Raw genomic sequence first — 26,203 nt, 5'->3', positions numbered from 1 at the left:
GACCGCAGGTCAACAATGCGCTGCCCCCATCCCTGCCTTCCCCCAAAGGCGGGAAGGAGAAAGAGCAAAGCAGGAAGAAAGAGCAAGAGGGGCACACATTCCTTTCCAGCAAGGCCCGCCCCTCCGTCGGCGCCTGCCGCAAGCCGTCCCCGTGTTACCCCTTCCCGCCTTTGGGGGAAGGCAGGGATGGGGGCAGCGCAACCGGCGCTGCTTATTGACGTGCACCAGGCGCACTTGCGCCGCTCAGGGAGTCTGCAAGGTCCCGTCGGCGAGTCGCGTTTGCGTCCAGGTGGTGACGGTGTTTTCGCACGGGTATTTAGCCGCCTCGGCTTCGTCGAGGTCGACACCCAGGCCGGGCTTGTCGTTGGCATAGACATGGCCATGACGGAACTCCGGCAGGCCCGGGAAGACGTCGAGCAGCGCTTCACGCGGTCCCTTGAGTTCCTGGATGACAAAGTTGGGCGGCTCGGTGCCGGACCATTCCTGTATGCCGAAATTGCGCGCGGCCAGGTCGATGTGGATGTTCGCCGCATGGGCCAGCGGCGACATGTCGCCCGGCCCGTGCCAGGCGGTGCGTACGCCAAACTGCTCGGCAAAGATCTGCAGCTTGCGGCCCGGCGTGATGCCGCCGATCTGGCTCAGGTGCACGCGGATGTAATCGATCAGCTGTTCGGTGATCAGGAACTTCCACTCGTACGGGTTGTTGAAGAGCTCCCCCTGCGCTAGCGGAATGTTGGTTTTGGCGCGCAGCTGGCGCAGCCAGTTGCCTTCTTCGAGCGGGATGGCATCCTCCAGAAAGAACAGCTCGAAGCGCTCCAGTTCGCAGGCAAAGCTGATCGCATCGACTGGCTTGAGCCGCTCATGCACGTCGTGGCAGAGCTCGACCTCGTAGCCGACCTTGTTGCGTATGCCCTCAAAGAGCTTGAGCGTCTCGCGCATGTATTTGCGGCTGTCGAGGTAGATGCCGTCGGGTGCGCCCCGGGGTGCGCTGCCCGGTGCGGCGCCAAAGCCTCCGCCGCCGTAGCCCCCGCTCTGGCAGCGGATGTGTGTGATGCCCTGCTCACGGTATTTCTGGATGTTGTCGCACAGCTCGGCCAGATCGCGGCCATCGGCGTGGCGGTAGATCGGCACGCCTGCGCGCACCTTGCCGCCGAACAGCTGGTACAGCGGCATGCCGGCCAGCTTGCCCTTGATGTCCCAGAGCGCCATGTCCACGCCCGAGATCGCGTTGTTTTCGATCGGGCCGTTGCGCCAGTAGGCGTTCTGGTGCATCAACTGCCAGAGCTCCTCGATCGCCTCGGCATCGCGGCCGATGAGCAGGGGCCTGAGGTACTCCTCGACCAGGCACTTCACCGCCAGGTGCCGGTACGCAAAGGTTGCGCAACCCAGGCCGTGCAGGCCGGGCTGGTTGGTTTCGATCTTCACGACGAGGAGGTTGATGCCTTCGGGCGCGGTGAGGATGACTTTGACGTCGGTGATGAGGGTGGCCATGGGTCTCGGGTGATCTGGGGTTGTCTGCTGGGGTTGTCGGTATTGCTGTATTGCAAAGCCAGGAGAACCCGTGCGGGTTCTGGGTTCTCCTGGTGACCGGCAGCAGGGCGGGGCTTGCGCCGGGCCCTGCGGCTTATTGGCTTAGAGCCGCTAACAAAACCCTCCTGCGTCGTTGCGCCGCCTTGCCGTGCTACAGCACTGTCTGCGGCGGCACGCCTAGCCAGGACCGCTTCGCTGGGTTTTGTTAGCGGCTCTTATTGGCTTATTTCTGGATGTTGAGCCCGGCCAGCAGCTTCTTGAAGTAAGCGGACTGGCTGTTCATGAAGACCTGGAACTGCTCGCCGTCCAGGTAGGCCGGCTGCAGGTTGGCTTTCAGGAGCGCTTCGCGGAAGGCCGGGTCTTCGCCGGTCTTGCGGCTGGCTTCGCGCAGGTACTGCACCACCTCGGGCGGCGTGTTCAGCGGCACGCCCAGGCCGCGCCAGGTACCGACGACCAGGTCCACGCCTTTTTCCTTGAAGCTCACGACCTTGTCGTACGGCGCGGGCAGCTTGCGGTCGGCCATGGAAACCAGCACGCGAACCTTGCCGGCCGCGACGAAAGAGCCGATCTCGGCGGGGCTGACCGTGATCGCATCGACGTGGCCGCCGGCCAGCGCCATCACGCTGGGCGCCGCACCCTGGAAGGGCACGTGGTTGAACTTGACGCCGGTCTTGTCTTCCACCGCTGCGGCCGCCAGGTGCCAGATCGTTCCGGTACCGGCATTGCCCATGGTGACCGTGCCGGGCTGCTTGCGCGCGGCAGCCAGCAGCTCGTCAATGGACTGGTAAGGCGACTCGGCGCGCACGGCGATCAGGCCGGGGTCGCCGTTGAGCCGCGCCAGCGGGATGAAGTCGCTCGTCGTCACCTTGGTCATGCCCAGGTGCGGGATGATCGCGAGCTCGGAAATCAGCACGCCGATCTTGTAGCCGTCGGGCGTCGCGCGTTGCACTTCGGTCATCGCCAGGCCACCGCTGACGCCGGGTTTGTTGCTCACCACGATGGGCTGGGTGACATATTTTTTGGCGGTCTCGGCAAACAGGCGCGCCATGATGTCGGTGCCCCCGCCGGCGGTCGACGGCACGACCATTTCGATGGGCCGGGTCGGGTAGTCCGCAGCGATGGCGGCGGCCGGGAGCGTCAGGGCCGCGAGCGTGACCGCGGTGGCGGGAAGGAGCGTGCGCAGAAACTTCATGATTTGTCTCTCTGTCGGTTGGTTGGGGAAGGTAAAGGGGGCGGTAAGAGGGAAAGTAAGGGGACGGTCAGGGGGAAGGAAAGAAAAGGCGGCTAAAGCACGGCCAGCATGCCGCCATCAACGTAAATGATCTGGCCGTTGACGTACTCCGACGCTTTCGATGCCAGCCAGATCGCGGTGCCGGCCAGCTCGTCGGGCCGGCCCCAGCGACGCGCAGGCGTGCGGCCCTTGACCCAGGCGTCAAACGCCGGGTTGCCCAGCAGCGCGGTGTTCATCTCGGTGGCCATGTAGCCCGGCCCGATCGCATTGGCCTGGATGCCGTGCTCCGCCCATTCGGCCGCCATGGCGCGTGTCAGCATCTTGATGCCGCCCTTGGCCGCCGTGTAGGGCGCGACGGTGGCGCGCGCGGCTTCGCTCGTGAGCGAGCCGATGTTGATGACTTTGCCGCCGCGGCCGCGCGCGATCATGCGCTTGGCCGCTTCGCGGCCGACCAGGAAGGCGCTGGTGAGGTTGGTGTTCAGCACCTTGTCCCATTCGGCCAGCGACAGCTCGACCAGCGGCTTGCGCAACTGGATGCCGGCGTTGTTCACCAGAATGTCGATTTCGATGCCGGCGGCATCCAGGCGCGCAAAGCCTGCGCAGACGGCGGCTTCGTCCGTGACGTCGAAAGCGGCCTCATCGACATGGTGGCCTTTGGCCCGCAGGGCCGCGGCGCCGAGCGCCAGGCGTTCGGTGTCCATGCCATTGAGCACCAGCCGGGCGCCGGCCTGGGCCAGTCCTTCGGCAATCGCATGGCCCAGGCCGCGCGAAGAGCCGGTGACGAGGGCCGTGCGGCCGGACAGATCAAAAAGAGGATGTGACATGGGGTGGAGGGTGTTGCACCGTCTTGCGGGTTTTGCCGATGCTTTGAAGAATACTGTGATATTTCACGAAAAGACTCGGTATTTACCCGTACCATGATCTGAGCGTAAAACGAGCGAAGATGGCTGAAATTACGGGTGAAGTTACCCAAGGTGAGCGAGCCATGGCTTGCATATCAGGGTATGCTTTGATTTGTATTCACTTCAATGTCCCGGTAATTCAAGGAGCCTCATGGCCACGTCCCCGCGCCACCGTCCCAAGCTGGTTGCCGCCGCCACCGCGCCGGCCCAGGAAGCGCCGCGCCGCCGCAGCCAGGTCAACCTGTCGGACCTGGCCTATGAACGCCTTGAGGAGTTGCTGATCTGCTGCGAACTCAAGCCGGGCCGCTTTCTTGCCATGCATGAACTGCAGGCACTGGTCGGTTATGGCCGCACGCCGGTGCACCAGGCCGTGAGCCGCCTGGCCGCCGACACGCTGATGCTGGTGTCGCCGCGCCACGGTATCCAGATCGCGCCTATCGACCTGACCCGCGAGCGCGTGTTGCTGCGCCTGCGCCGCGACATGGAGCGCTTTGTGATCCGCCTGGCCACCGAGCGCTCGGGCGCCTCACAGCGCAACCAGATGCTGCACATCCGGCGCCAGCTCATGGAGCATGGCGCCGATATGACCATCGCCCAGTTCAACGTGATTGACCGGCGCATCGACCAGCTGTTCCTGGCGGCGGCCAACGAGCCGTTTGTCGAAAGCACCTTGCGGCCGCTGCATACCATCTTCCGCCGCATCGGCTGGATCTACCACATGCAGACGGCCAACCACACCAATCTGCAGGGCACGGTGGACGGGCATGTCGCGGTGATCGACGCGGTCGCCAACGGCCATGTCGACGCCGCCATTGCCGCATCCGACGGTCTGATGGATTTTGTTGAGGGCATGTTTTATGTGCTGGAGCGCGAGGTCGACCCGGCACTGCTCGATTGCAGCCTTCAATCGCTCGACCTGGGTACGGCCTAGCCGCTGCCGTGGTCTTCGCGCAGCACGGCGCATCAAACCGATAGATGAGCTGGCCCGGCACCGCTGCAGCGGCTTTCGCCACGCGACCACCGGCAAGGCCATGCCGTTTTACTCCTTCCCGCCTTTGGGGGAAGGTGGGGATGGGGGCAGCGCAGCCCGCAAGAATCGCTATTTATTTCATGGCAGCTTGCGCCTGTCGCGATTGGGCTGGATGGGGCTTAATAGCGCGTTCGCGCACGCTGCGGGGAGCCCCCATCCCAGCCTTCCCCCAAAGGCGGGAAGGAGCAAGAAGAAAGAGCAAGAGAAAGAGAAAGAGCGGGAGGAAGGTGCAAGAAGGAGGAAGGCCGGCGGCGCATGCATTGAGGGGCCATCCCCGCTTTACTCCTTCCCGCCTTTGGGGGAAGGTGGGGATGGGGGCAACGCGGCCCGCAAGAATCGCAATCTATTTCATGGCAGCTTGCGCCTGTCGCGATTGGGCTGGATGGGGCTTGATAGCGCGTTCGCGCACGCTGCGGGGAGCCCCCATCCCAGCCTTCCCCCAAAGGCGGGAAGGAGCAAGAGCAAGGGAATGAGCGAGGAGCGGGTGCAGAAGGAGCACCTCAAATCACATTTTTTTCCAGCAAGGCCCGCCCCTCCACCAGCCTTTGCACCGACAGCGGCGACAAGTCCAGGCTGGTGTAGGCGCCGTCGCTTATCCATTCGGCCAGGCCGCGCCCCACGGCCGGCGCCTGCTGCAGGCCGTGGCCGCTGAAGCCGTTGGCCAGCAGCAGGTTGGGCAGGGCCGGGTGCGGCCCCAGCAGGGCATTCTGGTCAAAGGTGTTGTACTCGTAGTAGCCGGCCCAGGCGCGCTGCTGGCGCACGGCCTCAAAGCCCGGCACCCGGTGCGCCAGCGTCAGCCAGGCCTGGTCGAACAGCTCGTAGTCGACCTCCAGCGGCGCGTCGTTGTCGTCCTGCGGCGGCGGCAGGCCGCAAATCCAGATGTCGCCTTCAGGGCGAAACCACAGTCCGCTCGGGTCAATCACCAGCGGGCAATCGGGCGTTTGGGCCGGGCTGGCAAACGCATACACACAGCGCCTGCGCCCATACACCGGCAGGTCCAGCCCGGTGCCGGCCAGCAGGGGCCGGGCCCAGGCGCCGGCCGCGTTCACCGCCCAGTCGCACGGCAGTTGCGCGCCGCCTTCCAGCGTCACCGCATGCACGCGGCCCTGGCTGTGCGCAAAGCCGGTGGCTTGCGCCTTCACATACTGCACGCCCAGGCTGCGCGCTTTTTGCTTGAAGGCCATCAGCAAGCCGTAGCCGTCAAACCAGCCTTCGCCATTCAGGCCCAAAGAGGCCAGCGCCAGGTCATCCACCTGCAGCCAGGGGAAGCGCTGCTGCAGCGCAGCCGGCTCCAGCAGCGCCACCTCTACGCCGTGCGCACGCTGGGTGGCGTGGTTCTCGCGCAAGGTGGCCGCACCGGCTTCAGTGGCCAAATACAAATAGCCTTTTTCTGTCAGGCCGATGTCGGGCACGTCGCCGTCCACCGCCAGGTGCTGTTTGAGGTTGCGCAAAAACTCAATGCCGAACTGCGAGATCGCAATGTTCACCGGCGCCGAGAACTGCCGGCGTATGGAGCTGGCCGACAGCGCCGAAGAGGCTTGCGCATAGGTCGGGTCGCGTTCCACCACGGTCACATCGCCGCGAAAGCGCGGGTGCGTTGCCAAAAAGTAAGCGAGTGCGCTGCCGATCACGCCACCGCCGGCGATGACCACTTTCTGTGTTGCCTGACTCATCTTTTACGTGCTCCCAATTCTCATTCGGTCTGGTTACATGGTGATCATGTTACCGAAGCTACGCCCGGAGCAGCGTCGCCCGCAGTATGATTTTCTTTTGCCCTGCGGTATGTTTTCCTTTCATCCTTGTCCAGCCAGGAGTCCTCCTTGAAAGTCAAGCCTTCCCTCTGCGGCTGTGCGCTTGCCGCCTGGTTGCTGGCCGCGCCCACGGCCGGGCAGGCGCAGGAACGGGCGCGCGAGTTGCTGCCGCTATGGGAAATCGGCGCGGTGGGCCTGGGCATGTCGCAGCAGGCCTACCCGGGCGCGTCGCAGAACGTGGGCCGCGGCCTGGCGCTGCCTTACCTGATCTACCGCGGCAAGTACTTCCGCGCCGACCGCGAGAGCGTGGGCCTGCGCGCCTTCAACACGCCGCAGTTTGAGCTCGATGTGGGTTTTGCCGCCGCTTTTGGCTCCCGCTCGGACGAAGTGGACGCGCGCCGCGGCATGCCCGACCTGGGCACCCTGGTGGAGTTCGGGCCCCGCCTCAAGTGGCACCTGGGCCAGGGGCCGGCCGATGGTCGCCTGCGGGCCGAGTTTGCGCTGCGCGGCGTGTTTGACTTGGACGACAGGCTCAGCCACAAGGGCATCTCCTTCGAGCCCCGGCTGATCTACGAGTGGCGCGGCAGCGGCGGCTGGCGCTACGGCACCAGCGCCGGCGCGGTGCTGGGCAACCGGCGCCTGGCCGACACGTATTACGGCGTGGCGCCCGCCTATGTCACAGCAGGCCGCCCCGCCTACACGGCCGAAAGCGGGCTGATCAACTGGCGCCTCGGGGCCAATGTGTCGCGCGACATGACGCCCAGCCTGCGCCTCTTCGGCTTCGTCTGGCTCGACTCCGTTGCGGGCGCCGCCAACCGGGCAAGCCCGCTGGTGCAAAAAACCGCGGGCACCAGCGTTGGCGTCGGCCTGACCTACACCTTCGCACGGTCGACCACGCTGGTGCGCGACTGAGCCGGCCTTGAACCGCCCGCCGCCCGCCGCAATAATCTGGTGACCCTGGCCGTTCGCCGCCATCAATCGCCTGCATCACCCACCAAACACCACCGTCATGCCCCAACACATCGGAATCGTCGGCTGCTCCGCCGAAGGCGCAGCGCTTTGTTATAAAACCATCTGCATCGAAGGCGCGCAACTGCTCGGCCCGCACGCCCACCCCGAGGTGTCGATGCACACCCACTCGCTGGCCGACTACGTGACTTGCCTCGACGCAGGCGACATGCAAGGCGTGGGCGAGTTGATGCTGTCCTCGGCCCGCAAGCTCGCCGCGGCCGGCGCCGATTTTCTGATCTGCCCCGACAACACCATCCACCAGGCGTTTGCCGACGTCGAGCCGCGCTCGCCGCTGCCCTGGCTGCACATCGCCGAAGTCGTTGCCGCAGAGGCTGCCCGGCGCGGCTTTCGCCGCATCGGTATCACCGGCACCCGCTGGCTCGTTGACAGCGAGGTCTATCCGCAAAAACTCACCGCGCGCGGGCTGTCCTATATGCGCCCGAGCGATGCGGAGCGCGACGAGATCAACCGCATCATCATGGACGAGTTGGTGTGCGGCGTCTTCAAGCCCGAGGCGGTTGCCTGTTTTCAGCGGGTGATCGGGCGGATGAAAAATGAGGGCTGCGACGCCGTGGTGCTCGGCTGCACCGAGATCCCCTTGATCATGAACGACGCGAATTCTCCGCTGCCGACGCTCGACTCCACGCGCCTGCTAGCGCGAGCGGCGTTGCGCCGGGCGGTGCAGGGCGCAGCGGCGACCAGATAAGCACGGCAGCCCGACGCCCACGCCGCGAGCCCCCATCCCAGCCTTCCCCCAGCGGGGGAAGGAGACGATCGGCACTGCATGCGGTGTGCTCACTGAACCGTATTGCCTCTGGCCCCGATGCAGTTCAATTCGTTTCAGTCAAGAACCCGTGAAGCTCCCTCCCCTTTTGGGGGAGGGCTGGGGTGGGGGCCAGCGGCGACAGCTAAGCACGGCGGCCCGACGCCTACGCCGCGAGCCCCCATCCCGGCCTTCCCCCAGCGGGGGAAGGAGATGATCGGCACTGCACGCGGTGTGCTAACCGAACCGTATTGCCGTCACCGGCTTATTCATGCATCAAATCGACCCTAGCCCAACACGGTTCAGTCAAGAACCCGAGAAGCTCCCTCCCCTTTTGGGGGWGGGTTGGGGTGGGGGCCAGCGGCGACCAGATAAGCACGGCAGCCCGACGCCCACGCCGCGAGCCCCCATCCCAGCCTTCCCCCAGCGGGGGAAGGAGATGAGAGGGATGGGGGCGTCCACACTGTGGGACACCGCGCCAACAGCCCGCATTGGCCAACATCAGCCAACATTTTCACCGCGGCTGCTTCGTCACAAAACCAATCACCAGCCCCTTGGCCGTCACCGTGATCGTGCCCGGCTCCAGCCCCAGGCCGTCGGCCAGCATCAAGTCCTGCGGCCTGAGCTTGTGCACCACCACTTCCAGCAAGGTCTGGTTGGCGAGGGCCGGCGCATAAGCCTCCAGCACCGCAGCCGGGCCAGGCGGCAGGCCCGACAGGCGCAGTGAATTCACGCGCAGCTGATGCGCGCGTATCGACTGGTCGCTGGCCTCATAACGCAGCGCAAAATCCACGTCGAACGTGCCGGTAGAGTTGCGCGCCAGGGCCGGGCCGGCCGCGTCGACCACTATCTCGGTGCCCAGGCGGTTCTGCTCGGGCAGCAGGCGCAGGCGCGGCGTCTGCAGGGTCAGGTCCAGCAGCCCACCCATCGCGTAACGCCGCGGGAATCGCTGCGCTACAGCCTCCTGCAATTGCTCGCTGGATACCGTGTAGCTGGGCTGGGCGCGCGCATCCGGCCATGCCAACAAACCGGCTCCGCACAACGCCGTCCAGATAGCCAAAGTCAGCAACAGTCTTCGTTTCATCGATGCCTTTCGTTGATTCATTGTGGCCCGGCTCGGTGCGCGCATGCATTGGCGCTAGGCAATGCCCGGTTCAAAAATTCGGTTGTTTTCTGCGAAGGCATCACGCCCCCACCTTGCCTCTATCTTGTAACGTGCAGACCTGCTCTGCGAAACGATGGCCGCAGCAACGTCTGGAAAAAGCACGCCATTCATAAAAGGATGCATTGATAAAGCCCGCCAAAAGACGCGCCGAATGTAAAGCTAAGTTATGAGGTGCAACGTTGTGTGAGACAGGTCAACAGTGCGCCGGGTACGCCGTTGAACACGTGGCCATGCGAAGTCATGGCGGTTTATCAACTGTATTCAAAGGACTCTAATGAACAAATTGCTCGCTACCCTGATGACCACCCTGATTGCCGGCGCTGCATTTGCACAGACGCCTGCGCCCGTGGCACCTGCCACACCGGCCGTCGTCAAGGCAGAAGCCAAGGCCGACAAGTCTGTTGCTGCGGCCGTGACCAGCGAAGCCAAGGTGGACGCCAAGGCTGACGTCAAGGTTGAAAAGGCAGAAACCAACGCGGCTGAAAAGAAAACCAAAGCCCTGACCAAATCCGCAACGACCAAAGCCAAGGCACACGCCAAAGCCGACAAGGCCGGCGCTGAAGGCAAAACCAAGGCCACCGCCAAAGCTGAAAAAACCGATGCCCAGGCCGATGTCAAAGCCGACAAGGCCGTCATCAAAGCCGACACCAAGGTAGACACCACCCGCATCAAGGCAGCAGCCGACAAGGCCACCGCCAGTGCGGAAACCACCGCAGTCAAGGCAGAAGCCAAGGCCGACGTGAAAGCGGCTGGCAGCAAGTAATTGCCACGCGACGGCTGCAAGCCGTCTTGCCACCCCTCAAAAAGACAGGCCTCGCCTGTCTTTTTTTATGGACGTTCTCATTGCGCCTCCGACCTACCATCCATGCCACATGGGCATGCCGCGTGGGGCTTAGAGCCGCTAACAAAACCCTCCTGGCGTCGTTGTGCCGCCTTGCCGTGCTACAGCACTGTCTGCGGCGGCACGTCTAGCCAGGACCGCTTCGCTGGGTTTTGTTAGCGGCTCTTAATCTCAACTCAGCCTCAACTCAGCCTCAACTCATGTATGGTCAGCGTGATGCGAATCCTTCCGACACTTCTGCTGCTCTCGGCCTCTGCGCTGGTCAACGCGCAAACCAGGGGCGAGCAGGACGCGCTGGCCCTGGCCGTCAGGTCTCAGCACATCCTGAATGAATATGCAGTCGGGGCCGCTGAGCCCGAGGCCATGAAGTACGTCCAACGCCTGAGGTTAACCAGGGCCGCCCTGGATGGGCAACGCATGCAATGGCCCACCGTCACCGATGGCGCCAGCCCGTGGGACAAATTCCGCGCCTGCAAAACCGCCCTCGAACAGGCGTCACACGTCGCCGGGCTTTCCGGCACAAAGGCCGTCAGCACGCTGGATGACAAAGTTTTTCATGCCGAGAAAGGCAAGCTGCAGAAACTTCGCGCGGAGTGTGACGAGGCCGTCAAGCGCGGCGGGCTGGCACGATAAGGCAGCGCCATCTCCTTCATTAGCAATGCCGCAATGCCCCGCATCGGACTCGCCCCGGACTTGGATCCGGGGTCCGGGATGACGGATTTCTGCCAGTGCTACTCTGGAAACCGCACCACCGGCCCCGTCGCCTTTTGGCCTGGGGGCACATAGGCAGGCGCTGGCGCACCGCCCGGCCCCAGCGAGCGGGTGTAGGCGTAGATGGCTTTGAGGTCACTGTCGGTCATTGCACGCACGTTGAACCACGGCATGGGAGGACGTGGCTTCATCGTTCGCGCATGGGCCAGCCATTCCTTCTGCGTCATGCCCGCCAGGAGAAGCCGGAGATTTGACGCATAGGTCGTTCCCCAAGGTCCGGCCCACCCCAGCGCGTCGCCGGTCAGCCAGAGCTTCTCGTCGACCTTGCCCTCCTTGGCGGCATACCCAGGCGTGTGGCAGTCATTGCAGCCGGCCGTTTCAATCAGGTAGCGGCCCCGGCTGATCTCGTCGCCCTTGCCGGCGGCCAGCGCCGAAGCTGCCAGCGCCGCCCAGCCGAACGATACGAGCAAGACAGCGCGTGCCAAGCGTGCCCTTGCTGCCCTTGGTGTGGAAATGTTGATGGCGGGAGTTTTCATTGCCGATCTCCTCAGGACACTTTCGCACCCAGCTGTTGCTGGATTGCCGACAAATCGCACCACACATTCTCGCGGCTGATCTTGTCGCCGCTGAACTCGAACACATGCAGCAGACGAAAGCTGACAGGCCCCTTCTTGCCGGCGCAGCCGAACAGCCGGCCATCCTCAACCTGGCCGTTCCAGATGGCCTCGTCCACGACGAAGCCGTCGCCATAGAGGCGGCGCACAGGCGTGACGCCCTCGCCCTTCAGATCGCCGAACAAGGTGACGTAAAACTCGCGGATTTTCCCGGCGTCGCGAACGATGCCGTACGGGGACGGGACCACATGATGTTCGGCGCCCGGGGCCAGGCTGGCCAGGACGCCCTCGACATCGTCCGTGGCCTCGAACATGAAGTGCGTATCAATGAGGCGGTCAACCTCGGCTGGAGTAAGTGACATGGTGAGCATCCGTTCATTTAAGTTGGAGTTCCGTCCCTTCATGAGACACGAGTATCATAACGCGTCATGTTAGACTGTCAAGTCATCTTGAGACAAAAGTATCGTAACGAGCCTATGACCAAACAACCCAGCGATCCACGCGCCAACCAGAAAGAGCGCACCCGCTCGGCGGTGGTTGCCGCGGCCACCCAGTTGCTGAGAGACGGCGCGCAGCCTACCGTCGCCGAAGCGGCGGAGCTGGCCAAAGTGTCCCGCGCCACGGCCTACCGTTATTTCCCGACTCAGGAGGCCCTGCTGGTGGAGGTCGCCCAGGTCAACCCGGCGGCGGAGCCCGTTGAGCGCTGGCTGGCAAGCCTGGAAGGGGGTGAGCCGGTGGACAGGCTGCGCGGACTGCTGGGCACGTTCAACGGCGTGGCCCTGACCGAGGAGATCGCGCTGCGCACCGGCCTGCGCGTGTACCTCGACACCTGGCTGGAAAGCCGCCGGCGTGGCGAGGCGCCCGCCGCCGTCCGGGAAGGCAGGCGCACCCGATGGCTCGACGAGGCGCTGGAGCCCGTTCGGCAGCAGTTGCGCCCCGCGCAGTGGCGCCGTGTGCGATCGGCGCTGGCCCTGACCTTGGGCATGGAAGCGCTGGTCGTCATGAAAGACGTCTGCCACCTTTCAGACGAGGAGGCACTGGCAACGCTGGAGTGGGCTGCGCAGGCGCTTCTGCGGGCCGGGCTGGAGAATGCGGCCGGCAAGCCCGCTGCGCGCAAAGGATGAGTGGGGCCGACGGGCAGTGATTGCCAAATACCAAATGCCAAATGCTTCACCGATACGGCACTGCGCGATCCTGGCGAATGGCTAACGCGGGGGGTGTTGCGCAAGCTGGAGGGCGGGTGGAAAAGTACGGGAAGACGTACGGGGTATGGGTTGAGCAAACAGGGCTGCAGCCCTCATGCCACCAGTTGCTCAGCCGGGCAACTTTATTTGGCGCCGTCTATCGCCCCACCACCGACCAGCCCGCCTTGAGGTTGGCCTTGTCGTTCTCGTACTCCCACGCCGTGCCGCAGCGGTCACAGCGGTACTTGGTGATGGTGACCAGATGGCCGCCGCGCTTTTCCTGCCGGTTGCCGCCCTGCACCAGCTCCGGGTGCCCGGGAGCCTTGCGCCAGTTGCGCTGGATGCCGGCGCACGAGTCGCACAGCTCCATCTTCTTCAATTCGTTCTGTCGGTTCGTGTCTTCGGTCATGGTGCTGCTCTTGTCTTGATGTAGGGCGAGGTTGCCTAGTGTGTTGTTGCATGCTTGACGGTACAAATAAAACCGATGGATTTTTGTTCAGGGCAAGGCGCAAACCACAGCAATAGTTCCACTATTGCGAGGATTTGCAACGCCGCCATGGGCAAAAAGACACGGTTTTATGTACCGGATAGCGTGCAACACCACACTAGTGTGTTGGGGTCGATTGTCGCTCTTGAGTCGCCCGTGTGGCGGCGTCTGGTTAGACTAATGTCGCGTAAAGGTACGACCCGTCAGTTGTTTTCAGCCGGTCAGTGGCTTGCCCGTGAAAACCGCCAATTGAGCGTCGAAAGCACGCTTGTAGGCCGGCCGCGCTTCGCCACGGGCGACATAGGCAGAGAGGTTCGGATAGTTCTCCAGTAGACCCGATCCGTTCAACCTGCGCAGCACCGTCACCATCAGCAGGTCACCGGCACTGAACGCATCGTCGAGCCAGTCGGCACGCCCGAGCCGACTGGAAAGTTCGCCCAGCCGTACACGGACGCGATCCTCGAGGATAGGCAGGCGCTCCCCATACCAGGGTTTGTCGTGCTCCAGGAGCGTGGCGATTCCGCGATCAAGGATCGGCGGCTCCACCGTGTTGAGCGCGGCAAACATCCATGTGATCGCGCGCGCCCGGGCATTCGCATCGTCAGGCAGCAGGCCCGCATGGCGCTCTGCGATATGGAACACGATCGCCCCCGACTCGAATAGCGCAAGATCACCCTCTTCATAGGTCGGAATCTGCCCGAAAGGATGAAGCGCTCGATGCGCGGGTTCCTTCATCGCCCCGAACGAAACAAGACGAACCTCGTAAGGCTGGCCCACTTCTTCAAGCGCCCAGCGAACGCGCATGTCACGCGCCAGTCCCCTGCCGCGATCGGGCGACCGTTCAAAGGCAGTAATGGTAGGGGTCATCGGAAGGGTCATGGTGATTTCTCCTGTGCTGGATGTCTCGTTGAGTGCCGGATACGCATTTTTACCGCTCACTTACTAGCCTAGACGTTCGGGATAGGCCTAAATCGACATCCTGAACTACTTTTTTTGCCAGTTCTCAAAGATCGGGTAAATCGGTGTCCCGAACGAAACCATTCAAGCAAAAATCGCTACTGCCCTGCGGCAAACGCAGGCTGCGCAAACGCTGGTGCGCAGCGTCTTCCATGTCCACGGGCAACTGCTGCTTGGCATTCAGGTAGTGGCTGGTGAACACATTCAGATAAGCCTCCAGCGTCTGCGCCGCATGCGTCTCGCCGGCCAGCGCCAGGCACAGGGCGGCCACCTCCGAGGTGCAGAAGTGGCTCTGCTCCCCAATCTGGCGTTTCGAGCGGCGCAGGCGGTAGTTAGAGAGTTGCTCACTTTGCAGGCTGAGCACCGGCAGGTGGTCCAGGTAAGGGCTCTTGCGAAACATCTTGCGCGCCTCGGGCCAGCTGGCGTCCAGCAATACAAACAGCGGCCGCTTGCCCTGTCGAACTCACGCTCCCGACCAACAGCTGCCGGTCAAACGTGTGCCCGCCCGCCCGAGATTGCCACTGCACGACGTCCCGCAGTCACGCCGATCGAAGCGCCTTCAGACCCCTACCTCCACCAACCGAGCCTTCAACCGCGGCGCGGCGAAATCAAGAAAAGCGCGCAGCTTCAGCGGCAGGATTCCCTGTCCGGTGTGAACAAGGCTGATGGGCAGCGGCGCCGACTCGAACGCTTCGAGCGCGACCTTGAGCGCACCGGCACGCATCGCGTTCGCCATTTGGTAGGACAGCACGCGAGTGAGCCCAACGCCGGCAACTGCCGCATCGACTGCGGCTTCGGCAGTGCTGACGGCAAGCCGCGAACGGATAGGCACGGCGATCTCCGACTTGCCCGACATAAAGGTCCAAACCTGCCTGGATGTCACCTGTTCGTGGGTAATGCATGCATGCGCGGCGAGCTCAGAGGGGCTCGTCGGCGTGCCGTGTTCAGCCAGGTAGGCCGGGCTTGCGCACACCACCCGACGCACTGTGCCGATCCGTGCCGCTATGAAACTGCTGTCGGGCAGTTCAGCAATCCGCACTGCGACGTCTACGTGCTCTTCAAGAAGATGCACCACGCTGTCGGTCAGCACCATCCGCACATCGATGTCCGGATAAGTCTTGAGGAAATCCGCGACCACGGGCAAGACGTGCAGACGTCCGAAGACGATGGGTGCCGTGATGACGAGCTCCCCTTTGGGCGCCGCATATTCCCCCGACGCCGCACGCTCCGCTTCTCCCACTTCCTCGAGAATGCGCCGGCATGCGGCGACATACGATTGCCCGGCTTCGGTGAGAGAAAGCTGTCGGGTGGAGCGATGCAGGAGTCGGGTTTTCAGGTGCGACTCCAGGTCTGCGACCTTGCGACTCACCGTGGCAAGCGGAATCTTGAGTTGGCGCGCCGCAGCAGAAAAACTGCCTGCTTCGACCACGGCTACCAGGATCGACATGGATTCGAAACGGTCAGCCATATTCTCATTTTCTGGGAGGATTATTCTAAATTATGCTGGATTATCTTTATCGGTGGAAGTGGATAGTATTTGCAGTGTCTCCCCGACAAGCGAGGGAGCGAACGATTTGAGGCTTCTCGACTGGCTGCTTTGGGCCGCCACGCCTCCGGTCCCAAAAATCTGGAGAATGTGCTGTGTCAACGCTTTCGAGTTCCAATCCGCAGTCCTTGCGAAAAACCGCTTCCATCAGAAACTTGCCCGTCAACCTGTTTGCGTCGGTAATGGGTATTGCTGGACTTTCCATTGCGTGGCGCCAGGCCAGCCACGAATTCGGGGTAAGCCCGCTGATTTCCGACGCAGCCGGTATCCTCGCCATGATCGTATTCCTCGTGCTGAGCGCGGGATATCTCGTCAAGGCAGTCAAACATCCTGACGCGGTCGTCAGTGAGTATCGGCATCCCGTCGCCGGCAATTTTTTCGGCACGATCACGATCGCTATCCTGCTGCTCTCCTCGGTCGTTGCCCAACTGAGCCAGACGCTCGCCGAAGTCATATGGACAGTGGGCACGATTTCGACGATCGCGCTCTGTTTCGCGATTGCGAGCCGGCTGCTGCAAGGAAAGATTGACGCTGCGCACGCAGTTCCCGCCTGGTTCATCCCGGGCGTGGCCACGTTGGATATCGCTGTTGCCGGCGGGACCATGCCAATGCCGTGGGCCCATGAAGTCAACCTGTTCGCACTGGCCGTTGGAACGATGATTGCCCTCTCGTTCTTTACGATGATCATGTCGCGAATGATTCACCACGAGCCGCTGCCCGCCGGCATGGTCCCTTCGCTGTTGATCCTGATGGCACCGTTCGAAGTGGGCTTTCTCGCCTACACCAACATTACGCAGCACGTCGACACCTTCTCCGGGTTGCTGTTCTACTTCGGTCTTTTCATATTCCTCACACTGGCGCCCAAGGTTTTCCGTAGGGGGATTCCGTTCGCTACCGGTTGGTGGGGGATCAGCTTTCCGATGGCAGCGCTAGCGAGTGCCTCGCTGAAATACTCGATGTTCGTCCAAGCCTGGCCCATGAAGGTGATTGCAATCATCCTGCTCGCCATGCTGACCATCGCGATTGTGGTTCTCTTTGTCAGAACGCTGCACATTCTTCTTAACGGTAAGCTGCTCGCCGGTTGAATCCGCCCTGCAATCCAGTCCTTCATATCTGAATCATCGATGACTGCAATGGGTCGTGACTGACTGTTCGATCCGACGCCGGAAAGCCGACCATTCTTGCCAAATCTGACGCGGCAGCGGGGCCTGTCAGAGGTGGTCATTCCGGGAGCGCCGGCTGATCAGCGACGAGGCCCACAGGCCTCGCCAGATCAGTACGGAACAGAGTGGCGCACCACATTAGCGCCACTGCCATGCGGCAAACGCAGGCTGCGCAAACGCTGGTGCGCAGCATCCTCCAGGTTTACAGGCAACTGCTGCTTGGCATTCAGGTAGTGGTTGGTGAACACATCCAGGTACGCCTCCAGCGTCTGCGCCGCATGCGTCTCGCCGGCCAGCTCCAGGCACAGGGCGGCTACTTCCGAGGTGCAAAAGTGGCTCTGTTCTCCAATCTGGCGCTTCGAGCGGCGCAGCTTGTAGCGAGAGAGTTGCTCACTCTGCAGGCTGAGCACGGGCAGATGGTTGAGGTAAGGGCTCTTGCGAAACATCTTGCGCGCCTCGGGCCAGGTGGCGTCCAGCAACACAAACAGCGGCCGCTTGCCCTGTCGAACTTCGTTGCCGTCCTGGGCTTCGCTGGGCAGCACCTCTGTCACCACCCGCCCGGCCGCCACAAACTCCCCCGGAAACACCAGATACGGCTGCCACTGCGGATCAGCCAGCAGGGCCAGCAACGCAGGGTCCACCTCTGTGCGCGCCCAGCCAAAGGCAAAGGTGTCCGCCACCACATCGGCAACCAGCCAGCCCGTGTTGCTGGGCTTGAGCGGCTCGATGTCGGCCATGATCAGGCACACCCCCGCACGCACAGGCACAGCCGGGCGCAGGGCACACAGGCAGTGGCTGGGAACCAGACGGCAACCGGCACAGCGCTCCCCGCGCGGACCGCCACGGGCGAGAAAGGGTTTGGAGCTGCGCGCCAGGCGCGCGGCGCGCAGGCGGGAGACGGCGTGGGTCATGTGGAGGGTTTGGGAGCGGCTTGGGTCATGTTGCTGCTCTTGATATTGGTGATGGCTGGCCTCTTTGTCATTCATCCGTTGACGAACCACTGTATCGCCCACCGATCAATTGGGGGTGTGGTCGGTTCCTCGTCGCAGATTTATCGCGTGGCTCCCCCGTACACAGCAGCGAGCGCGGAGCTAGCTATGCCGTACCCATCGTCTTATAGCCTTATGTTATGTTATGAATAGGGAGAAATAAATATGGCCGTTCAGCAATATCCGGTGGAGGTCCAATCCGATCACCTAGAAAAGATTACCCGCGCCAAACCAGTCCAAGCACTTTCGGAACTGATCTGGAACGGCCTAGATGCGGACGCGAATCGGGTCAGCGTCTCGTTTGAACATAACGCGATCGGTACTCTGGATCACGTCACTGTGCGAGACAACGGACTCGGCCTGCCTCGCAGTGAAGCTCCTGAATGTTTCCGCAAGCTGGGCGGATCCTGGAAGAAAACCCGATCCGCCACACCTAGCGGACGAAATCTCCATGGCCAAGAGGGGCGTGGGCGGTTCAAAGCCTTCGCTATCGGCACTCACGCCGATTGGGAGGTTGTCTACGAACGCGACGGCAAGTTGTGGTCCTACACGATCAGCATGTCGTCCAACGACATCCGCAACGTTGCCATTTCCGATGAGGTAGAAGCCAAACCTGGCACCGAACGAGGTGTCACGTTGGGAATCACAAACCCGCTCAAGGACTTCCGCGCGCTGGACAGTGATGCAGCCTTGCACGAACTGACCGAAATCTTTGCGCTTTACTTGTCAGATTACGAGGACGTACGCGTCATCGTTGGCGGTCGCCGCATCGATCCGACCAAGGCCATCGAGAGTCGAAAGGCGTTCAACCTTTCCGATATCGAAGCGGACGGTAAAGTCCATCCAGTCCGTCTCGAAGTGGTCGAGTGGAAAGGCATTTCGCAACGCGCCCTGTTCCTTTGTAACGAAAAACGGTTTCCACTTGTGCAGGTGGGGCGCCGCTTTCATGTGGGGGATTATCAGTTCTCTGCCTACCTGCACACGACCTATCTGGATGTTGCTCAGAAAGAGGGCACCATCGATCTAGCGGAGATGCAGACTCCGATCGCGGCAGCCCTCGATGAAGCCCAGAAGGTAATCAAGGACCATTTCCGCAACCGAGCCGCTCAGGAAGCTAGCAGCTTCGTCCAAGAATGGAAGTCAGCGCAGATCTATCCTTACGTGGGCGAACCGGTTACCCAAATCGAGCAGGTGGAGCGCCAAGTCTTCGATATCGTGGCCCTCAATGTCGCGCGTCACTTACCTGATTTCGGCGAGGCGCCGCCTAAGAACAAACAATTCCAGTTGCGGATGCTGCGACAGGCCATCGAAAGGAGCCCCGAGGATTTGCAGCTCATTTTGACGGAAGTGTTGAATTTGCCCAAACGCAAACGTGACGAATTGGCGGGCTTGCTCCAAGACGTATCCTTGTCGTCTATCATCAGTTCGGCCAAGGTAATTGCCGACCGTCTGAAATTCCTGACCGGCTTGGATGCTGTGCTGTTTGACGATGGACCCAAGCAGCGACTGAAGGAGCGTACCCAACTGCACCGCATCATTGCTGAGAACTGTTGGTTATTCGGCGAAGAGTTCTCGTTGTCCGTGGATGATCAGTCATTGATCGAGGTGTTGCGTGCTCATCGAAAAATCCTAGGCGAAGAGATCGTGATCGACGCGCCGGTCAAACACATCTCACAATCTAAAGGTATTGTCGACCTGATGCTGTCGAAGGCGATTCGCCGGCACAAGGCGAACGAGGTCACTCACTTAGTTGTGGAATTGAAGCGACCGAAAATTCCAGTGGATTCCAGTGAGATCACCCAAATCGAAAAATACGCCTTTTCCGTTGCTGCGGATGAGCGATTCAAAGGTGTTGGTGTTAAATGGATCTTCTGGGTGATCAGCGACAACTTCGGTACCTACGCAGAACAACGTATCACAGACGAAAGTGGCCAGATCTACAAGAAGGGCAACATTGCCATCTACGTGAAGACCTGGGCGCAGGTGCTAGGCGAAAACCGTGCTCGACTCCAGTTCTTCCAAGAGCGTTTGAAATTTCAGGCTGACAAAGGCGAATCTCTGAAGCATTTGCAGGAGCGTCACGCGAAATACTTGGAAGGTGTGTTCGACGATGAGCCGGTCTCCTCTGATGGTGATGTCGATATGCCCTCGGCCGAAATGACCGAAGCGAAATGAACGAGAGCCCGTCTTGTGCATCCGGGGTTCATCTGCTCCAGCGCGGCACGCAGATGGCATGGCAGGATGACCTAGGGTTCACTCACGCAGCCCTCGGCGCCTTTTTCACCATGGATTTTTACTGCCACTCACGGAACAACACCGCGTCGCCGTACTAGATCTCCGCGCATCGAAATGATGCTGAGGGCGATGCGAACCTCAAACGTGCCGAAGCGCTTCGACGGGCAGCACCTCTGTCACCACCCGCTCGGCCGCCACAAACTCCCCCGGAAACACCAGATATGGCTGCCACTGCGGATCGGCCAGCAGGGCCAGCAGCGCAGGGTCCACCTCTGTGCGCGCCCAGCCAAAGGCAAAAGTGCTAGAGACCACATCAGCAATCAGCCAGCCCGTGTTGCTGGGCTTGAGCGGCTCGATGTCCGCCATGATCAGGCACACCCCCGCACGCACAGGCACTGCAGGGCGCAAGGCACACAGGCAGTGGCTAAGAACCAGGCGGCAACCGGCGCAGCGCTCCCCGCGCGGACCGCCACGGGCGAGAAAGGGTTTGGAGCTGCGCGCCAGGCGCGCGGTGCGCAGGCGAGAGACGGCGTGGGTCATGCGGCTGCTCTTAATGTTGGTGGTGGCTGGCTTCTTTGCCATTCATCAGTTGGCGAACCATCGTATCGGTCAGGCCCTTTTCAATGAGAGATTGGGGTCTGGTCTTTCGCTCCGCGATTCAAACGGTCAGTTTGAAGAAGCGCTCTAGATTCTCCTTAAGTGCCGGTACGAAACCTACTTCAGGCTGCGTGAACCGAAGTTGCTTTATTCCGCGCAGGTTAAACCCGACAAACTTGTCTGCGTTGTCCGGAACGGATTCGTCAAGGAATAGAAGCATATTGGCGACGTCTATACCCTCCGCCTTTGCCTTGCCCATCACGAACCCAATCTCGTGGTACACGTTGGGGTTGCAATACGTCAAGTTGCCAATGAGCAAGCCACAATCACTCATCATGTCGATGATCTTGTCATTAATCTCGTAGCTCGTACCGTCTTGAAACCAGTCCACGCGCTGAACTTTTAGCGCAGGTTTCAACCCATGGGCTTCGCTGATGTCCTTTGCCACGCGCTGGATGATGGCGTAATGATCATCAGGGTGAGGTTTTCCGAAGGGCATCGAGACGAATATTGTTCGCTTCCGGCTTCCTAGGACCTTGTCGAAGATGGCGATCAGGTCGGGCGCACTGGAATCCTCAATTAGATGCAGGTGATTGGCGAGCACCCAGCGTACGAACGCTGCAACAGTGTGTGGATGTGCGATTTGGTAGTAGGCCAGTGCGGCCAAGAGTCCGCGATTGCTCGACTCCTGCAACGTCGGCGAGGCTTCAAAGAGGCTATTGATCTTGCCGAGCGCCTCTTTGAAACGCTTCACTGCATTCTCGTTATCTCCGAGTACCCTTTTTTCTGTCAAGAACTCGAATTGCTGTACCAGAAAAGTCCGAGGTTTAACCTCAATGAACGATTTAAGGTGCGGCAACAAGTCGAAGTCCAGTTTTCCGTGGAGCTTTCGCGCGTGGTAATACGGCCAACCGAACGACTCGTTCTCTTTCAGCTTTTCGTCAGGGAACAGCGCTGAATCATCAAGAATCAGCGTCAAGTTTTGCTCCATCGTCAGCGGAACGGACTTGTAGTTAATGTTGTGGAAGAGTGCTCGGCTAAAGCGGGCTGCCTCTGTGCTATTGCGAAACAACAGCAGACAGAACGGCGTGTTGTGCGCCTCGAATTTTTTGTCTTTTGGCGTAGCGCTCAGCCGATGATTACCGTCAATACGCGAGAATTTATGAGCAGGTTTCGCATTCAGTTCCAGCGTGCCAGTTTGGAAGCTGTCGAACGCACGAGTATCTTGTTCGCTCTTTGTCTTATTAACAGCACACGAAAGCCGATAGTCCGGGAACTTCAGGTTGCTGAAATGCTGACCCTGTCGGACGTTCTCGAAAAGCTGCGTCACCGCCTCGTTGGTGTCGGCATCTGGCGACAGGGTAGTGGCCAGGATGACCTCCGGGAAAAATAGATATTCGCCTTCGCGCAGGAAGGCTACCATTTCCTTCTCATGTAGCTTGAGCAGGTCACGTTGAAAGCTGGGGTCGGGTTCCGACACCGCATAGAGATCACCCATACGGGCAAAGCCTCGCAGACAAAGGAAATTGCCGAGCGAAAAATCGAGAACACCTTTGAGTTTCATCCCAAAGATTCCTTTCCGAGAATCATTGCCTCAATACTGCTCTTTGCGCCTTCGAGGTCAGTTGCGGCTTGGCGGCGCAACGCGCGTGCCGTCGATTGCAGCTTGCCGATCTTGGCGCAGATACTTTTCTGGTTGGACAGCGGTGGGATTACGACGGGAAGTCGCTCGATGTCACTTGTCTGCAGGCGTGGTAGCGTATTTCCCGTCATCAGGAGCGAGGTGATCCCGATGATGCTGCGAGAGCGTAGGAATGCCGCAAGATATTCTCCTGTCACGCCATGCGGCGTAAGGACATGGAATTCGGTCGAGCAAATTCCAAAAAATGCAGCAAAGTGGGTCTTGTTCAAGTAGGGGCGGAGCTTCGGAAATAGAAGTTGTCCCGGCTGAAACCGAACGGCGGTGCCCACGGACTCTTTGTCTGTCGTCGCGCGGAATTCGCCACTTTCTCCGTCTATATTTTCTAAGCCAACATAGTTCTCACCATCTGTGATTTCGTTTACGAGGGTCTTCTCAAAAGTGACGACGTCGCGCAACGAGCGGACACCAAATTTGGACGAGTGAATCGCTCGTTCCAAGCGTGTCCGTTTTTCTTGATTTGCGATCGGATCGAGGCGTCCACCGCTGACCTCAGAAAAAGCGCGATGAAAGACGCGGCGTTTAACCGTATTCGGCGGCTCGACTATCTCTGGAATGCCGAGTTCGGCGAGCAGTACATCATCAATTGAAGCCAGAATGATTCGCACTTTTTCTAGGGTTTGATCGCGATTTCGAATGGCCGCCTGCCATGCGGCTACTACTTTGTGTTGTGTCGCTTCATCCAACGTTGGAATATACAAATCACGTATTTCCTCGGCATTGATGTTGGTCATACCCGCGATCTGTCGACTGACTGCGTCAATCTGTATCCGTCCCAAGGATGAAGAGAGAAACGCCGTTACATAATCCGGCAGTAATGTGCCGCTCTTCAAACGAACACGAATTAGATATGAGGCAAAGACATATTCATCTGGCAGGTTGAAGGCATTGCATTTACCAACCAACTCCTTCGAGTTTGTGCGATTGAAAAGAAGATCACCTTTCTTCAACAGATAGGGCTTCATTTCCGCGGCCGTCATTTGGATGTACTTAAGGCTTGCGAGATCCCAAGCGTCCGCTTGGAGGTTACCCATTCGCAGCATGGGTACGCCAATAGGTTCCTCGGTGGCACGTTCTGATATGCCATATTGAACAAGTGCTAATGAGTGCTTAAGTTTTTCTATCGGGTACGCACACTCCTTGACCCTTTCGCGAAAGACTTTCATGCAACGGTAAAAATTTGGATCCCAACGAGCTTCCAATCGCGACATTTTTGTCACAAAAACTTTGGAAGAGTTTGCGGTGTTGCTGATGGCGAAGCTCATGCGGCACCCTTCTCGATGGCTTCGATGAAACGGCTCATTTCTTCCGTGATCGCGTCCAACTCGTTAACCCTCGTAGGGCGACCTACCGCGTCATAGCCAATGTCCTCAGCGATGGCCATGAAGATGTCGTAGTCGGGTAGTGCTGTACGGCGGCGCTTTTCATATACCTCGCTCAGGCGGTAGCGAAGGTCGTCGGCTTTCGCTGCGAAGCGGTCGGAAATTTCCTTGACCGCCTTAGCATAGGCCTCGTCATCCTTACGCGCCTTGGTGTCTAGCTGTGCAAATTCGGTGCTCTCACCCAGTTCTTTGAGCGCGGCTTTCTTGTCTCTTTCTATGGTGTTTAGGTGCTGCTCCAGATTTTCTTTTTCGCGGATGCGGTCCTTCAGCGCCTGCTTTGTGTCCTGTATATGCTTGATCTCGGCGGCAGTATGTTTTTTCAGGAAGAGCACTGAGCTTTTCACCCCTGCACCGGTGGCAGTGAATGCAGTTTGTGGCAGGGAGATAACGGCAACGATACGGTAAAATTCTTCAATCTCATCACGGACGTATTGAAGGCTCGAATTGGTGAGAATGCCGTCCGGGATAACGATGGCGAGGTAGCCGCCTTCGCGAAGGTAGTGACCGCATTGCTCGATGAACAGAATCTCGGTGTCCTGACCAGGGCGATCAGCGGCCTTACTTTTGGGGTTCAACCAGTCCACATTGCGGGTAGCTAGACGGTAGTTGTGAAGGTAGGCTTTTTCGGTTTGTTTAACGGATGAGCCGAAAGGCGGATTGGTAATGATGAAATCAAAACGGCCAGCCTTGAAACCTTGGTTCTTTGTTTTGGCGCGCATGTCATCGGGCGAAAGCAGACCGTCGGCGGCGACGACATTGGTGTGTCCGTCGTCGTGGATGATCATGTTCATCTTCGCCGTGCGCGCGATCTGCTCATTGATCTCTATGCCGTAAAGGTTGTGCTGCGCGAAGTCATGCCAGTGACGGTAGTGTTTGTCCGATCCTGGCTTGAAATAGGCGTCCGCCTGCTTACGCACCTTGTCCAGGGCATGAAGCAGAAATCCGCCGCTACCGCATGATGTGTCAAGCACAAACGATTCGTGCGTGATGGGGAGCACGTCGACGATGAACTTCACGATGGGTCGCGGGGTGAAATACTGGCCGAAGTCGCCCCGGAAGAACGAGCCCATAAATGTCTCAAAAGCGCGGCCCTTACTGTCTAGGTCGGTGTCGGAGAGGTTGACGCCTTCCAGGTAACTTACGACGGTGCGCGCCTTGGCCGCGCTGAGGCGAATGTCGTCCTTGAAAACTTCAGGGTCCTTCTTTCGTCCTTCCTCGTAAAGCTTCTTGAGACGCTCAAGCAGCTCCTTCTCAGTCTTTTCCTTCGTGTCTTCAGTAAATATCTGGAAGTCGTACGCTTCGCCCGTTTTGCGCAGCTTCCGTTCGTCCCACAATTTGCAGAAAATGAGTTTGTCGAGTTCGTCAAAGGCTTCAGACGGGTTGAGTTCACCTCCTCCCCATAGAGCTTGGTGTGCTTGCTCAAAGCGTCGCGTCAGTTCGTCCTCTGTGACGGTCTCGATAGGGAACAGCTTCTGGCCCGTCTTGGACGTACCGCCGTCTTTTGCGAATTTGAATCGTGCCAGTTCAGTCACGCCAAACTGGGGTACGTCTGGAATGGTGATACGGCCTTTTGGCTTCTTGGCCGGAATCTCGAAATATTCGTTTTTGAGTTTGGTGGTGACCCAGACATAGCGCGCGCCCTCTGCGACCGCGTAGCTAACTGCCTGGTCTGCAGCACGTACAAATTCGAGTTCGCTAGCTGCCGAGTTTTTGCACTCGATGACGATAAGTGGAGACTTCAGCGCATCGTCTTCGTACACGATGATGTCTGCTTCCTTTGTTTCCGTTCCCATCTGAACCGAAACAAACTGTTGAATCCGTTTGACTGGATATTTGTAGATTAGCGCGAGTTGAAGGAATGCATCAGCCTGCACTTTCTCCTCTGGGTTGGCGTAGTTTCGCCGCTTGTTCTGGTGCACATAAACAATGTACTTCTCGTCGTCCTCAAACCGGATAATTTTTTGTTTGATGCCTTCAGCGATGAGATTCATGAGCTAGTTCTTAGATTGGAATTTTTGTGGCTAAGCAGATTGAGTCGACAGAACATTGCCCTATCAACCAAATCAATGTCTGGGTGATGGTATCTGCAAAATGGCCACCAGCCCATAGAGCACGGGTGCATGCAGCTATGAAAATAGTCGCAACGAGCACCCATTTGCCAATGAACCTGTTGCCCTGCCCCCGCAAGACAACGCTTCACGGCACGCGCCGCACCCTGGTGGGTGTTCTGCTCAACGGGCAGCGCCTGATGTTTCGCCGGGCGTGTTTGAAGGCTGTTGGCCCTGTCTTGCAGACCGCAGCCCAGCCAGAGCCTGGGCTTCTTCGCGCTGTCCAAATGCGCGCGGGCGCATCTGGAGCCGCAGCGCTCAGCCCCAACCCTCTCCCAGAGGGAGAGGGGGTGGAGATGGGAATGCT

22 protein-coding genes and 2 pseudogenes are annotated in these 26,203 nt (G+C 60.1%); 8 read left to right on the top strand and 16 right to left on the bottom strand.

What is annotated here, in order from left to right; all coding sequences use genetic code 11:
* Positions 1-243 precede the first annotated feature (243 nt).
* The 3 genes from AC1DS5_RS01810 to AC1DS5_RS01800 form a co-directional block, all read right to left on the bottom strand.
* Positions 244-1,491: an enolase C-terminal domain-like protein gene (locus AC1DS5_RS01810; RefSeq protein WP_477716532.1), complete on the bottom strand. Its 1,248-nt coding sequence runs from the start codon at positions 1,489-1,491 to the stop codon at positions 244-246.
* 262 nt (positions 1,492-1,753) lie between these two features.
* Positions 1,754-2,722 carry a tripartite tricarboxylate transporter substrate binding protein gene (locus tag AC1DS5_RS01805; protein ID WP_477716531.1) on the bottom strand — a complete coding sequence of 323 codons (969 nt, stop codon included), beginning with the start codon at positions 2,720-2,722 and terminating at the stop codon, positions 1,754-1,756.
* Between the two features lie 92 nt (positions 2,723-2,814).
* Positions 2,815-3,585, bottom strand: coding sequence for an SDR family oxidoreductase (locus AC1DS5_RS01800; RefSeq protein ID WP_477716530.1), 771 nt, complete (start codon positions 3,583-3,585; stop codon positions 2,815-2,817).
* A 229-nt stretch (positions 3,586-3,814) separates the two neighbouring features.
* On the opposite strand from AC1DS5_RS01800, the gene AC1DS5_RS01795 reads away from it, so the two are divergent.
* The gene (locus tag AC1DS5_RS01795) at positions 3,815-4,594 is read left to right on the top strand and encodes a GntR family transcriptional regulator (protein WP_477716529.1); all 780 of its coding nucleotides are present in this window, start codon (positions 3,815-3,817) and stop codon (positions 4,592-4,594) included.
* Positions 4,595-5,193: 599 nt separating this feature from the next.
* On the opposite strand, the gene AC1DS5_RS01790 is transcribed toward AC1DS5_RS01795, so the two are convergent.
* The gene (locus AC1DS5_RS01790) at positions 5,194-6,366 is read right to left on the bottom strand and encodes an NAD(P)/FAD-dependent oxidoreductase (RefSeq protein WP_477716528.1); all 1,173 of its coding nucleotides are present in this window, start codon (positions 6,364-6,366) and stop codon (positions 5,194-5,196) included.
* Positions 6,367-6,513: 147 nt separating this feature from the next.
* On the opposite strand from AC1DS5_RS01790, the gene AC1DS5_RS01785 reads away from it, so the two are divergent.
* Complete coding sequence (locus AC1DS5_RS01785; protein WP_477716527.1) at positions 6,514-7,356, top strand: MipA/OmpV family protein; 843 nt, start codon at positions 6,514-6,516, stop codon at positions 7,354-7,356.
* A 97-nt stretch (positions 7,357-7,453) separates the two neighbouring features.
* Positions 7,454-8,161 carry an aspartate/glutamate racemase family protein gene (locus AC1DS5_RS01780; RefSeq protein WP_477716526.1) on the top strand — a complete coding sequence of 236 codons (708 nt, stop codon included), beginning with the start codon at positions 7,454-7,456 and terminating at the stop codon, positions 8,159-8,161.
* Positions 8,162-8,732: 571 nt separating this feature from the next.
* Here the strand turns inward: AC1DS5_RS01780 and AC1DS5_RS01775 are convergent.
* Complete coding sequence (locus AC1DS5_RS01775; RefSeq protein WP_477716525.1) at positions 8,733-9,302, bottom strand: DUF1439 domain-containing protein; 570 nt, start codon at positions 9,300-9,302, stop codon at positions 8,733-8,735.
* A 355-nt stretch (positions 9,303-9,657) separates the two neighbouring features.
* On the opposite strand from AC1DS5_RS01775, the gene AC1DS5_RS01770 reads away from it, so the two are divergent.
* A complete protein-coding gene (locus AC1DS5_RS01770) occupies positions 9,658-10,146 on the top strand; it encodes a hypothetical protein (RefSeq protein WP_477716524.1) in 489 nt (162 codons plus the stop codon).
* A 294-nt stretch (positions 10,147-10,440) separates the two neighbouring features.
* Positions 10,441-10,857 carry a hypothetical protein gene (locus AC1DS5_RS01765; protein WP_477716523.1) on the top strand — a complete coding sequence of 139 codons (417 nt, stop codon included), beginning with the start codon at positions 10,441-10,443 and terminating at the stop codon, positions 10,855-10,857.
* A gap of 98 nt (positions 10,858-10,955) precedes the next feature.
* Here the strand turns inward: AC1DS5_RS01765 and AC1DS5_RS01760 are convergent, their stop codons facing one another.
* Together AC1DS5_RS01760 and AC1DS5_RS01755 are read right to left on the bottom strand one after the other, a co-directional pair.
* Positions 10,956-11,471 carry a c-type cytochrome gene (locus AC1DS5_RS01760; protein ID WP_477716522.1) on the bottom strand — a complete coding sequence of 172 codons (516 nt, stop codon included), beginning with the start codon at positions 11,469-11,471 and terminating at the stop codon, positions 10,956-10,958.
* An 11-nt stretch (positions 11,472-11,482) separates the two neighbouring features.
* Positions 11,483-11,911 (bottom strand): nuclear transport factor 2 family protein, encoded by a 429-nt coding sequence (locus tag AC1DS5_RS01755; RefSeq protein WP_477716521.1) that lies wholly within the window; start codon positions 11,909-11,911, stop codon positions 11,483-11,485.
* A 114-nt stretch (positions 11,912-12,025) separates the two neighbouring features.
* Here AC1DS5_RS01755 and AC1DS5_RS01750 point away from each other — a divergent pair, with 114 nt between their 5' ends.
* Positions 12,026-12,673, top strand: a complete 648-nt coding sequence (locus AC1DS5_RS01750) for a TetR/AcrR family transcriptional regulator (RefSeq protein ID WP_477716520.1) — start codon at positions 12,026-12,028, stop codon at positions 12,671-12,673.
* A 217-nt stretch (positions 12,674-12,890) separates the two neighbouring features.
* Here AC1DS5_RS01750 and AC1DS5_RS01745 read toward each other — a convergent pair whose 3' ends face one another.
* The 4 genes and pseudogenes from AC1DS5_RS01745 to AC1DS5_RS01730 all read right to left on the bottom strand — a co-directional run bounded on the left by AC1DS5_RS01745 (position 12,891) and on the right by AC1DS5_RS01730 (position 15,645).
* A complete protein-coding gene (locus AC1DS5_RS01745; protein ID WP_477716519.1) occupies positions 12,891-13,142 on the bottom strand; it encodes a hypothetical protein in 252 nt (83 codons plus the stop codon).
* Positions 13,143-13,433: 291 nt separating this feature from the next.
* Entirely contained in the window at positions 13,434-14,099 is a 666-nt protein-coding gene (locus AC1DS5_RS01740; protein ID WP_477716518.1) for a glutathione S-transferase family protein, read from the bottom strand.
* Between the two features lie 124 nt (positions 14,100-14,223).
* Positions 14,224-14,634, bottom strand: a pseudogene (locus tag AC1DS5_RS01735) (DTW domain-containing protein); the annotation flags it as partial.
* A gap of 102 nt (positions 14,635-14,736) precedes the next feature.
* The gene (locus AC1DS5_RS01730; protein WP_477716517.1) at positions 14,737-15,645 is read right to left on the bottom strand and encodes a LysR family transcriptional regulator; all 909 of its coding nucleotides are present in this window, start codon (positions 15,643-15,645) and stop codon (positions 14,737-14,739) included.
* 173 nt (positions 15,646-15,818) lie between these two features.
* Between AC1DS5_RS01730 and AC1DS5_RS01725 the strand changes: the two genes are divergently transcribed.
* A complete protein-coding gene (locus AC1DS5_RS01725; protein ID WP_477716516.1) occupies positions 15,819-16,808 on the top strand; it encodes an SLAC1 anion channel family protein in 990 nt (329 codons plus the stop codon).
* Positions 16,809-16,996: 188 nt separating this feature from the next.
* Here the strand turns inward: AC1DS5_RS01725 and AC1DS5_RS01720 are convergent, their stop codons facing one another.
* On the bottom strand, positions 16,997-17,797 hold the full coding sequence (locus AC1DS5_RS01720; RefSeq protein WP_477716515.1) for a tRNA-uridine aminocarboxypropyltransferase: 801 nt from the start codon (positions 17,795-17,797) through the stop codon (positions 16,997-16,999).
* Positions 17,798-18,040: 243 nt separating this feature from the next.
* Between AC1DS5_RS01720 and AC1DS5_RS01715 the strand changes: the two genes are divergently transcribed.
* Positions 18,041-20,050 (top strand): ATP-binding protein, encoded by a 2,010-nt coding sequence (locus AC1DS5_RS01715; RefSeq protein WP_477716514.1) that lies wholly within the window; start codon positions 18,041-18,043, stop codon positions 20,048-20,050.
* A 216-nt stretch (positions 20,051-20,266) separates the two neighbouring features.
* Here AC1DS5_RS01715 and AC1DS5_RS01710 read toward each other — a convergent pair.
* The 4 genes and pseudogenes from AC1DS5_RS01710 to AC1DS5_RS01695 form a co-directional block, all read right to left on the bottom strand.
* A pseudogene (locus AC1DS5_RS01710) lies at positions 20,267-20,650 on the bottom strand (DTW domain-containing protein); the annotation flags it as partial.
* A 118-nt stretch (positions 20,651-20,768) separates the two neighbouring features.
* A complete protein-coding gene (locus tag AC1DS5_RS01705) occupies positions 20,769-22,271 on the bottom strand; it encodes a hypothetical protein (protein WP_477716513.1) in 1,503 nt (500 codons plus the stop codon).
* Entirely contained in the window at positions 22,268-23,671 is a 1,404-nt protein-coding gene (locus AC1DS5_RS01700; protein WP_477716512.1) for a restriction endonuclease subunit S, read from the bottom strand. Before AC1DS5_RS01700 ends, AC1DS5_RS01705 begins: the two co-directional genes overlap by 4 nt.
* Entirely contained in the window at positions 23,668-25,779 is a 2,112-nt protein-coding gene (locus AC1DS5_RS01695; protein ID WP_477716511.1) for a type I restriction-modification system subunit M, read from the bottom strand. Before AC1DS5_RS01695 ends, AC1DS5_RS01700 begins: the two co-directional genes overlap by 4 nt.
* Positions 25,780-26,203 lie beyond the last annotated feature (424 nt).

This window comes from Polaromonas sp. P4_H1 (assembly GCF_056400945.1).
The sequence above is the reverse complement of the archived record's forward strand: the minus strand, read 5'-3'. Positions and strand labels throughout refer to the sequence as shown.

Coding starts and splice junctions, on each gene's coding strand:
- AC1DS5_RS01810 (WP_477716532.1), bottom strand. CDS start 1,491: ATGGCCACCCTCATCACCGACGTCAAAGTCATCCTCACCGCGCCCGAA.
- AC1DS5_RS01805 (WP_477716531.1), bottom strand. CDS start 2,722: ATGAAGTTTCTGCGCACGCTCCTTCCCGCCACCGCGGTCACGCTCGCG.
- AC1DS5_RS01800 (WP_477716530.1), bottom strand. CDS start 3,585: ATGTCACATCCTCTTTTTGATCTGTCCGGCCGCACGGCCCTCGTCACC.
- AC1DS5_RS01795 (WP_477716529.1), top strand. CDS start 3,815: ATGGCCACGTCCCCGCGCCACCGTCCCAAGCTGGTTGCCGCCGCCACC.
- AC1DS5_RS01790 (WP_477716528.1), bottom strand. CDS start 6,366: ATGAGTCAGGCAACACAGAAAGTGGTCATCGCCGGCGGTGGCGTGATC.
- AC1DS5_RS01780 (WP_477716526.1), top strand. CDS start 7,454: ATGCCCCAACACATCGGAATCGTCGGCTGCTCCGCCGAAGGCGCAGCG.
- AC1DS5_RS01775 (WP_477716525.1), bottom strand. CDS start 9,302: ATGAAACGAAGACTGTTGCTGACTTTGGCTATCTGGACGGCGTTGTGC.
- AC1DS5_RS01770 (WP_477716524.1), top strand. CDS start 9,658: ATGAACAAATTGCTCGCTACCCTGATGACCACCCTGATTGCCGGCGCT.
- AC1DS5_RS01765 (WP_477716523.1), top strand. CDS start 10,441: ATGCGAATCCTTCCGACACTTCTGCTGCTCTCGGCCTCTGCGCTGGTC.
- AC1DS5_RS01760 (WP_477716522.1), bottom strand. CDS start 11,471: ATGAAAACTCCCGCCATCAACATTTCCACACCAAGGGCAGCAAGGGCA.
- AC1DS5_RS01755 (WP_477716521.1), bottom strand. CDS start 11,911: ATGTCACTTACTCCAGCCGAGGTTGACCGCCTCATTGATACGCACTTC.
- AC1DS5_RS01750 (WP_477716520.1), top strand. CDS start 12,026: ATGACCAAACAACCCAGCGATCCACGCGCCAACCAGAAAGAGCGCACC.
- AC1DS5_RS01745 (WP_477716519.1), bottom strand. CDS start 13,142: ATGACCGAAGACACGAACCGACAGAACGAATTGAAGAAGATGGAGCTG.
- AC1DS5_RS01740 (WP_477716518.1), bottom strand. CDS start 14,099: ATGACCCTTCCGATGACCCCTACCATTACTGCCTTTGAACGGTCGCCC.
- AC1DS5_RS01730 (WP_477716517.1), bottom strand. CDS start 15,645: ATGGCTGACCGTTTCGAATCCATGTCGATCCTGGTAGCCGTGGTCGAA.
- AC1DS5_RS01720 (WP_477716515.1), bottom strand. CDS start 17,797: ATGACCCACGCCGTCTCCCGCCTGCGCGCCGCGCGCCTGGCGCGCAGC.
- AC1DS5_RS01715 (WP_477716514.1), top strand. CDS start 18,041: ATGGCCGTTCAGCAATATCCGGTGGAGGTCCAATCCGATCACCTAGAA.
- AC1DS5_RS01705 (WP_477716513.1), bottom strand. CDS start 22,271: ATGAAACTCAAAGGTGTTCTCGATTTTTCGCTCGGCAATTTCCTTTGT.
- AC1DS5_RS01700 (WP_477716512.1), bottom strand. CDS start 23,671: ATGAGCTTCGCCATCAGCAACACCGCAAACTCTTCCAAAGTTTTTGTG.
- AC1DS5_RS01695 (WP_477716511.1), bottom strand. CDS start 25,779: ATGAATCTCATCGCTGAAGGCATCAAACAAAAAATTATCCGGTTTGAG.